The 8867-nt window shown below is 45.9% G+C and carries 9 protein-coding genes; 3 read left to right on the top strand and 6 right to left on the bottom strand.

Annotation, left to right across the window (positions count from 1 at the left end; genetic code table 11):
• The 4 genes from WCO51_06295 to WCO51_06280 all read right to left on the bottom strand — a co-directional run.
• On the bottom strand, positions 1 to 403 hold a 403-nt coding region (locus WCO51_06295), incomplete at its 3' end, for a YbjN domain-containing protein (GenBank protein ID MEI6512869.1).
• Positions 404 to 960: 557 nt separating this feature from the next.
• Positions 961 to 2424, bottom strand: a complete 1464-nt coding sequence (locus WCO51_06290; GenBank protein ID MEI6512868.1) for a recombinase family protein — start codon at positions 2422 to 2424, stop codon at positions 961 to 963.
• A gap of 320 nt (positions 2425 to 2744) precedes the next feature.
• Positions 2745 to 4259 carry a calcineurin-like phosphoesterase family protein gene (locus WCO51_06285; GenBank protein ID MEI6512867.1) on the bottom strand — a complete coding sequence of 505 codons (1515 nt, stop codon included), beginning with the start codon at positions 4257 to 4259 and terminating at the stop codon, positions 2745 to 2747.
• A 22-nt stretch (positions 4260 to 4281) separates the two neighbouring features.
• Entirely contained in the window at positions 4282 to 5028 is a 747-nt protein-coding gene (locus tag WCO51_06280) for a hypothetical protein (GenBank protein MEI6512866.1), read from the bottom strand.
• Between the two features lie 196 nt (positions 5029 to 5224).
• Between WCO51_06280 and WCO51_06275 the strand changes: the two genes are divergently transcribed.
• Genes WCO51_06275 through hisI form a run of 3 tightly spaced genes read left to right on the top strand, consistent with a single transcriptional unit; the run spans position 5225 to position 7617 of the window.
• Positions 5225 to 6382, top strand: coding sequence for a cation:proton antiporter (locus WCO51_06275; GenBank protein ID MEI6512865.1), 1158 nt, complete (start codon positions 5225 to 5227; stop codon positions 6380 to 6382).
• Positions 6383 to 6440: 58 nt separating this feature from the next.
• Positions 6441 to 7232 (top strand): imidazole glycerol phosphate synthase subunit HisF, encoded by a 792-nt coding sequence (gene hisF, locus WCO51_06270; protein ID MEI6512864.1) that lies wholly within the window; start codon positions 6441 to 6443, stop codon positions 7230 to 7232.
• On the top strand, positions 7216 to 7617 hold the full coding sequence (hisI, locus tag WCO51_06265; protein ID MEI6512863.1) for a phosphoribosyl-AMP cyclohydrolase: 402 nt from the start codon (positions 7216 to 7218) through the stop codon (positions 7615 to 7617). Before hisF ends, hisI begins: the two co-directional genes overlap by 17 nt.
• Before the next feature lie 31 nt (positions 7618 to 7648).
• On the opposite strand, the gene WCO51_06260 is transcribed toward hisI, so the two are convergent.
• Positions 7649 to 8392 carry a hypothetical protein gene (locus WCO51_06260; GenBank protein ID MEI6512862.1) on the bottom strand — a complete coding sequence of 248 codons (744 nt, stop codon included), beginning with the start codon at positions 8390 to 8392 and terminating at the stop codon, positions 7649 to 7651.
• A 79-nt stretch (positions 8393 to 8471) separates the two neighbouring features.
• On the bottom strand, positions 8472 to 8867 hold a 396-nt coding region (locus WCO51_06255; protein ID MEI6512861.1), incomplete at its 5' end, for a hypothetical protein.

Raw genomic sequence — 8867 nt, 5'->3', positions numbered from 1 at the left:
ATATAAGTTGGATCAAACATGAATAATAATTATCGTGAGTTGAAAGATTAAGGTACACCAGAGGTTCAATTAGTTCCGAAGTTAGCGCTACAGAATTAAGCATTATACTTGTTGCAAAAAGTACCTCCCCGCGTGAATAATCAATGTCAAATCGTCCTATCCGCAAACCAAAATTCATCCGACAGATCAGCTCGCTAATTGCAAAATAATGATCATCAGGGATTTTAAGACCAGTTGAACTCTCAAAAACGATTGAACGCCTTGGGAAGTCAGTTGCTTTCAAAAAACACGTGAAGTTCGCCTGCTTGCCTTTAAAATGAAGAGATAAACACTTGCCATCATTGTGTTCAAAATACGTTATATCTTCAGAGTCTGCCCATGTTTTGAATTCATCAATAATCATTTAGTACTCCCCGATTATGCTGAAGCCATACAGAACAAATGTAAGCTAACTCATCATCGATAGCCAGATGCAGGCGCATGATAGCGTTATCGCAATAAAATTTTAAAACAATCTAACTTATTAATAGGTAAATGGTGTATATACTCCTTACTTGAGAGATGATTACATGCAAAATCCATCATATTTTTCTTTTATCTCTCTCCTATTATAAATATACCAATTCAAAATCACCAGGAAGAGAATTCTCTTGTACCGATTCTTTTAAGTTCACTTGTGAACAATTATATCCATGCAAAATTTCCTCAGGAAGAGAAAAACTGTTGTCGAAATTTTCCTTTTCCTTATCATTTCAATTCTCCGTATGTGAAGAGAATGAAAAAAACATCTTTGAATAAAGAAATGCAGGTTTAATTGCTTTCTAAACGAGTCTGCTCCGTAAATGTTTATACATGATTGAATAACAGTAGAGAGGAATTCACAAAAAAGGGCATGACCAGTTATGGATAATGTAGGCAAACAAGTTTACCTACGGCAATTTCCGGGGGGGGGATGAAAGGTCATAGTGCGAATTCAACCACGGGGTAAAGCACCAGTTTCAGTTGAGCCTTATCTCGGTAAACCTGCAGCTTCTCGACCAATTGGCGCAACATCTCTCGTCGTTCCTGACTTTCCAGATGATCCCACACCTCGGTAAACCTGAGCAGCGCTTCCTTTGCGACCTGCACCGATACTTCTGAATCTTCGCATTTTAATAATTGTTCATCAATTGCCACAAGTTCTGAATTCAGGGTCTTCTTTGTCTCGAGGAGCCGCTCGTTCTGTTCGCGGAATTGCTCCTCGTCAATGAGACCACGGTCTAGCCGGTCCGCCCAAGAGTTGAACCGACCTTTCAAATCAGTCAATTGAGCCACTAACGTTTGCCGGCGCTCCTGAAGAGGGCGGGATTTCTGGATAAGCTCCGCCTTTATCTGTTCAAAGGCCATCTCTTTCAATACATCTGATTCCGATGCCTTTCTTACCTGCGCAATCACCGCGCGCTCTAGCTTTTCTGCTGCCTTATGAAACGCTTGGCATTCATCCCGAGTGCCATGCACCTTATGGGTATAGAAGATGTAACGAGCCCCATCGGCTTTCTTAGGGCCATAATGAGCCACCAGGCGCTTTCCACACTTGCCGCACTCCGCGATGCCTGAGAGTAGATGCTGGCTTTGATGACTTCGAACAGGCATGGTGCGGCGTGCGTCGATCAATTCCGTCGCCCCTCGAAAGACTTCTTCCGTTAAGATGGGCTCATGATGCCCATCAAAGGCCAGGTCATGCCAGACGACTTTGCCTACATAGGTGGGATTGCGAATAATCCGATGAACAGAATTCGTACCCCACTGCTTTCCCCCTCGAGTAGGGACATATTGGGCATTGAGGTATTTGGTAATCTTCTCGACTCCCCATTTTCGATTGGCAAACAAGTCAAAGATGAGTCTGACAATCTCTGCTTGATCGGGGACAACAAGGAGGTTCTTTTGGCCCTTGGCGTAGGAATAGCCATAGGGTCCACTATGGTTACCAAGGTAGTGACCGGCCTGCACACGGCGCATAAGCCCATCCTTGACATTCTCGGCTATCATTTCTCTGGTCAGTTGGGCAAAGACGGCCGCCATGCCCAGCATCGCCCTTCCCATGGCGGTCGTTGTATCGAACCCTTCCGAGAGACTGACGAAACCGACGTCATGGGTCTTGATGAGATCGAGGAAGTCATAAATATCCCGAACGTTTCGCGAGAGACGATCGAGCCGATAGACCACCACTACGTCAATTCGTCCGTTCTTAATCGCCTTCAAGAGTTCCTGATAGCCGGGGCGGTTCGTGTCTTTGCCGCTGGCAACATCCTTAGTAATCTCCGCTACGTGCCATTCCTTGATCTTGGCGCAATCCTTCCCCTTCATTTCTTGATTCTCAAGGGAATAATTGTTGTCAGTAGCTTGTTCTTCGGTCGAAACTCGACAATAGATATAGGCTTGCATGTGGTTCTCCATAGAGGCTAGAATTAACCAATGCAAGCCTAGCAGAATTATTGCATTTTGTCAACCTTGACTGGTGTCAGGTGAGGGTTCAGGAATCTGGCACTATCACCTAACACCACTTCTTAAAGTCTTCTTAACTAAGAGAGTCGAAATCAACACAAAAGACAAACACGGAGATACCCCACTCTACAGCGCCTGCTTCCATAACCATTTATCGGTTGTTGAATTGCTGGTTGCTGCGGGGGGGGGGACAATTAATACTCTCGATGCCAGTCGAGCCAGCCCCCTATGCGCAGCCGCATGTTATGGCGATAAAAAACCTACTTCACATTAATTAGCCTTACAGCCGTAACAGTGCGACCGTACATATCGGTGTGTCGGATTGTGATTTGGTGGATGCCTGGCGAGATGGTAAAAGGGAGCTTGGCGATCCAGATGTGTTCGGTTCGGTTGGGGGCGTTGATGGGGCGGGAATGCCATAGTTTATTGCCGTTGGCGTTTTGGTAGGCTTGTTGTTCTTGCACTAGCCTTTGGCCGTTGGGATCATAGCGTTTATCGCTTTTCATGGGCAGCCAATTACCCGTTGTATCGATGCGCATCTCTACTTTTGATTTAGGGGAGCCGTTGAAGACATTGACGACTATTTCTGTCTCATCCGAAGCTTTTACTTCGTTGGGGGCATATATGTTCATCTGGTAATTGGCAGGTTTTCGGGCGGCTTTGTAGTCGATGGTGTACTTGTTGCCGCTTACATTTAGGAAACAATAGCCGTTGGGAGTGCCGTCCCAGTTAGTGGCGTTGGGAATACCCATTTCATCCGGCTGTCCTGACCACATATCACCGCAGACAGCGCCGCTCATAAACATATGCAAAGGCTCTTTACCGTTCCATCCTTCCTTAGCTCCCATGAATATCTGACGCTGAAAATGCTTATGCCCGGATAGCGCGACCACGTTGGGGAATTTCTCTAAAAGCGCAAAGAACTGCTTGCTATCTTCTTGGGCGATTTCATTAAGCGGGATATGCAAAACGACCACGACCAATTGGTTTTTAGGCACGAGGGCCAAGTCGTTCTTGACAAATTCTAACTCATCAGGGCTTAGGCCTGATCGGCTCTGTGTCTTCGAATCGAACACTGAAGTATTGAGCACGAGGAAATGGGCGGGGCCGTAATTAAATGAATAAACGGCAGGGCCATAAAGCTTTGTAAAAAGACTGTTCAGTTGATTGTCATCAGTAGCGCCTGGGGTGATGTCGTGGTTGCCTTGAAGGTAATACCAAGGAATGCCAATCTGAGCAATGACTCGATTGACCTCTGGGGCAAGCGAAAGTTCTTTCTGGCAAATATCGCCGAGGGTGATCCCAAAAGCCGCATCATTACCCACCAACTCCTCCACCGCATCATGGGCCAGATAATTCACATCTTCCATGTTCCCCACTTGAGAATCAGCAAACAGGATGACTTTGAACTTGGTAGGTTCTTTCTGCGCGGTTAATGCAAAGTCCTTGGTGTGAGAATTAGCCTCAGTTCGGATGTAGTATGACTGCCAAAGCTTGTCGGCATTGATAGGCGTCATCCATCCCTTAGGCTTAATGACAAAGAGAGTTGAACCGACCATGAGCGGGAGACTATAACGGCCATTTTTATCGGTAACAACTATCTGCGTGCCATTAGAGACACCTACTCCAGGCAGTCCTTTTTCACCAGTGTCGAGCTTATTGTTGCCATTTAAATCATTAAAGACTACTCCGTTGGTTAGCGTAGATACTTGCGCGGAAAGACAAATGGCAAACGCCATGATTAACCCTAGCAGTGTAACTCGTAATATCTTCATTGAAATCCTCCTAATCGTTGGACTAATCGCGCGGGCGTTTGTCCTCATTGAACTGAAATGGTTTGCCGCCTAACACTTGATCGCTGGTAATGGTGGGGCAAAGGTAGCGTTCGATATATTCAGTAAACATATCACCGCCGGTAAAATGGTCGACATAGGGGGCGCTGCGGTGGTTGTACATTACATCAGTTAAATCCCTCACCAAAGCAACCTTGAAACCAACCCCCACCAACCGCACAATGCCGAATGGCCTTCCGATAATACACATGTTCTCATGAACACCCATAATCAATACGTTCTTAATTCCCCGCTGAGTGAGTAAATTCAAGACATCATCGTCATCGCCGATGCCATCTTCGTCTTTAATATCAATACAATCGATCTGCTTGGTCCATGGGTTATGAACCGTACATGGAGTTACGCAATCGCAACCGCCATCGTTTGAATCAATCGGATGAGGGGGCAGGTCAATCTTCTTCGCCTCAATATCGATCTGTGGAGCTTCAAGAGTCATTTTGCGCCCGGGATATTCAGTATAGGTTTTCAATGTGGCGCTTGGGGAATGGATAACCAGCACGCCCTTATCACGTAAGCTCGTGACAAGCTGATTAATCCGAGGAGCCAGTTCAGCAACTCGAGCTGTCGCCCCTTTGCACCAGTGAGCGTCCCACATATCGCATATAATAACCGCAGTCTCCACTGGCACCCATTGCTCTGTTTTAATATCTGCCTTCCAATCGGCCCGCGAACGAAGTTTAAATTCCAACACCTTAGCTCCTCTTAAATACTCATCTATATGTTACTCTACAATCGTTTCCATTTCAAAAATTCCTAGAACAAAGGGCAATACAAAGGCCTCACTCACTTTTGCGGCTCAATCATAGTAAAGATTGCTTGCCAGAAGACAAGGTAAACTCAATACAGAGATGAGATAAAAATCACGCTCTTACATAGGATGAAAAGCAATGGAATCAGCTCATGCCCTTTTACTTCTTATATTGATAATCGCGGCAGCCAAAATCGGGGGCGAACTTGCCGAGCATCTTAAGCAACCGGCAGTTCTTGGTGAATTACTCGTTGGCATACTCTTAGGTTTTACTCCTCTACGTCAAGCAGTAACTGACCCAGCGATTTTATTCATTGCATCCATCGGCGTTATTTTGCTTTTGTTCGAGGTTGGGCTTGAAAGCGAATTGGCCGATTTTTTGAAGGTGGGCAAGTCTGCATTTCTTGTCGCTGTAATTGGGGTTGTTTTACCGCTTGTTGCGGGGTTTGCAATCGTGCTAGCCATACACGGTAATTATCAGCAGGCGCTTTTCATCGGGGCGGCTCTGACTGCCACAAGTATTGGAATTACTACAAGAATACTGGCTGATATCGGAAAATTGGAAACGCTGGAAGCCAAAATCATTATCGGCGCTGCGGTCATTGATGATATTTTAGGTCTTCTGATACTAGCAGTAGTGTTGCAGATTGTCAGATTTGGCAGCCCTGATATAGTTGAGATAAGCAAGGCGGTTGTCATAGCAGTCTTGTTCTTAGTAGCGGCAATATGGATTGGAATCCGGTATGCTTCTCTACTCACTGAACTGATCCAGAAGTTAAAAACCCGTGGCGTCCTTGTTACCATCGCCTTCCTATTTTGCTTAGCGCTAGCTCTTGCCGCTGAAAAGATTGGACTGGCAGAAATCATCGGAGCCTTTGCTGCCGGGCTAATCCTCGCAACAACTGAAGACCGTGTTAAGATTCACGAGCAAATCAGACCTGTTGCCGACATTTTCGTACCGGTATTTTTTGTCATCGTGGGATTGCAAGTCGACCTAAGAGGTTTATTTAATTCAAATTCACCGCTTATCATCACGATCATATTATCGCTAAGCCTTATCATTCTAGCCATTATCACCAAACTTGCCGCTGGGTTAGGCGCTCCTTGGCGAGGGATCAATCGCCTGGCAATCGGAATTGGAATGGTTCCACGGGGAGAAGTTGGCCTTATATTCGCCAGCATTGGCCAAAGGGAAGGCATCATTGCCGCTGACTTATATGGTCAGTTGATCTTAGTAGTCTTCGTTACTACCCTCATTACGCCCCTCTTACTTAAGTCCGTCATGAAGCATAGTTAGGGCTATTATCAGCTATGATTTGGCTTTATAAGGCTAAAAACGGTATCCTTTGAGTACGATGCTAGCGAAACGAATTATTCCATGTCTTGATGTAAGAAACGGGCGCGTTGTGAAGGGGGTCAATTTTGTCAACCTTCGCGATGCAGGCGACCCTGTTGAACTTGGCGCGCTCTATGATGCTCAAGGCGCGGATGAACTGGTATTTCTCGACATCACCGCCAGCCATGAGCAGCGCGATATCGTTGCTGTAATGGCTGCACGGGTAGCTGAAACAGTGTTTATTCCCTTCACAGTTGGAGGAGGAATCAGGACCGTCGAAGACTTCAGACGCATCTTGAAAGCAGGCGCTGACAAAATAAGCATCAATACTGCTGCGGTAGAAACCCCTGAGCTTATATCTGAGGCAGCAGAAAAATTCGGATCGCAATGTGTTGTCGTTGCAGTCGATCCCAAATGCGTAGGTACAAAACCGGATGGCTCACCGAGATGGGAAGTTTTCGTACACGGCGGAAGGACCCCTACCGGACTCGATGCCATTGAATGGGTTTCTAAAGTAGAATCATTAGGCGCAGGCGAAATCCTGCTCACAAGCATGGACCGCGACGGCACCCAAATCGGCTATGACATTCCTTTAACGAAAGCTGTAGCTGAAGCAGTAAATATTCCCGTCATCGCCTCTGGCGGCGCGGGTACACCTGAACATCTTTATCAGGCCGTCACTACAGCCAAAGCCGATGCGGCGCTTATCGCCAGCATCGTCCACGATGGCAACTACACCGTTCAGCAGTTAAAAGATTATATGTCGGAGCGTGGAGTAATCGTTAGGAGAAACTATGGAAATTCTAGATAAGATAAAGTTTGATGATAAAGGACTTGTCCCTGCGATTGTTCAAGACAATCTAAACGGACATGTGCTTATGATGGCCTATATGAACCGAGAATCACTTAAAAAAACGATTGAAACTGGCCTAGCGACCTATTGGAGCCGTTCTCGGCAGAAGTTCTGGGTCAAAGGCGAAACATCAGGGCATCTTCAATATGTAAGAGAAATCCTAGTTGACTGTGACGCGGATACTCTTTTATTAAAAGTGGACCAGACAGGCGTAGCTTGTCACGAGGGTCACCGATCTTGCTTCTTCCGAAAAATGATCGGTCAGGGAGAAGCACTTGAGGTTATATCACCGCCAGCTAAGTGTAAAAACGATATATACGGTATAAAACAAGAAGAGCGCTAACGCGCTCCTCTTGTTTTTGTAAGATGCTTAGCTAATTCTTATGTCGTCGATAAGCAGCAGCTAGCACACCAAATGCTAACAACACGCCAACCGTTCCGGGTTCAGGTACCACCTCGGCCGTAATGACTAACTTCGGCGCAAAAGTTTGATCGGGATAATCACGTGTTCTTAACGTATAGAATAAGCCCGAAGTAGGTCCACCGGGGTCCATCGGTGTAGTTAATGCAAAACTCATAACCCCGCCTGTCACGCTTGAGTTGAGATAATTCTCAAAATCAACAGAATTGAGGTTAAAAGTTATCGGGACGTGCTGATCAACGACAGGGACACTGCGGTCTCCAAAAGCCAATAACTGCCCAGGTACAGGATTGCTTGTATTGGAATACACCCAGGAAGCCTCGCTCCAATTCGATCCCAAGGTACGTAATTCTAAATCAGGGTTGCTGTTTGTCCATTTAGGATTTTTTAACTGATAGACGGTCATAACCGCTGATGTGACATGGTACTGCACACCTGGCGTGAAACCAGAAAGCTGCCATTGCACATATCCATGAGCATAACGATCGCCATCGGTTGGTGGCCATCCGGCCGGATCGACACTCACCCCATTAAATCCCCACTCTCCCAGATAAGTTCCATAGGCCGGATCCCCGGAACGTAAATGGGCATAAACATCAGCGCTATCAATCGATGAATAATTGACTTGCTGTGCCACAGCCTGCAACGTTAACATCATAATAAGAAGTGCAAATACTGCACTTAGCCTTGTCTTCATTTTCTCTCCTTTTTGCTATTATTTGTTCGAATATTTGTTCGAACAAAATCTAAATCAGATAAATTCTTTAAGTTGATTCCTACCAGCCGGAACTGCCTGTAATACTCCATCCATAGTTGGGAATTCCTAATTTCGTAGATTGGGTAACAAAACTCTCAATCCTCACACGACCTTCTTCACCAATGGTGTGGATAACCACTTTCACCGGATAGCCTTTGAATGAATGAGGCATCTTCATATCGACCGGCACCCCATTAAAAAACCATATTTGCTTACCGGGCGGACTCTCAATGGAGGCACACTGAATGGCAGGGCGATTAAATAAACTGCTATGCTCTGCCCTGCTCGAATCTTTAGTCATCGTAAAATTATTTACTGTCAACCGTATTGGCCGACCGTCGAAATATTCGTAAGCGAACTTGGAATAGTAATTATCTTGAGCTTCCGCCAACCAAAGATTTACCGTATCTTGAAA

Source organism: bacterium (assembly GCA_037131655.1).
In the GTDB taxonomy this organism is placed as follows: Bacteria; Armatimonadota; Fimbriimonadia; order Fimbriimonadales; family JBAXQP01; genus JBAXQP01.
This window is presented reverse-complemented; position numbering and strand designations above follow the sequence as displayed.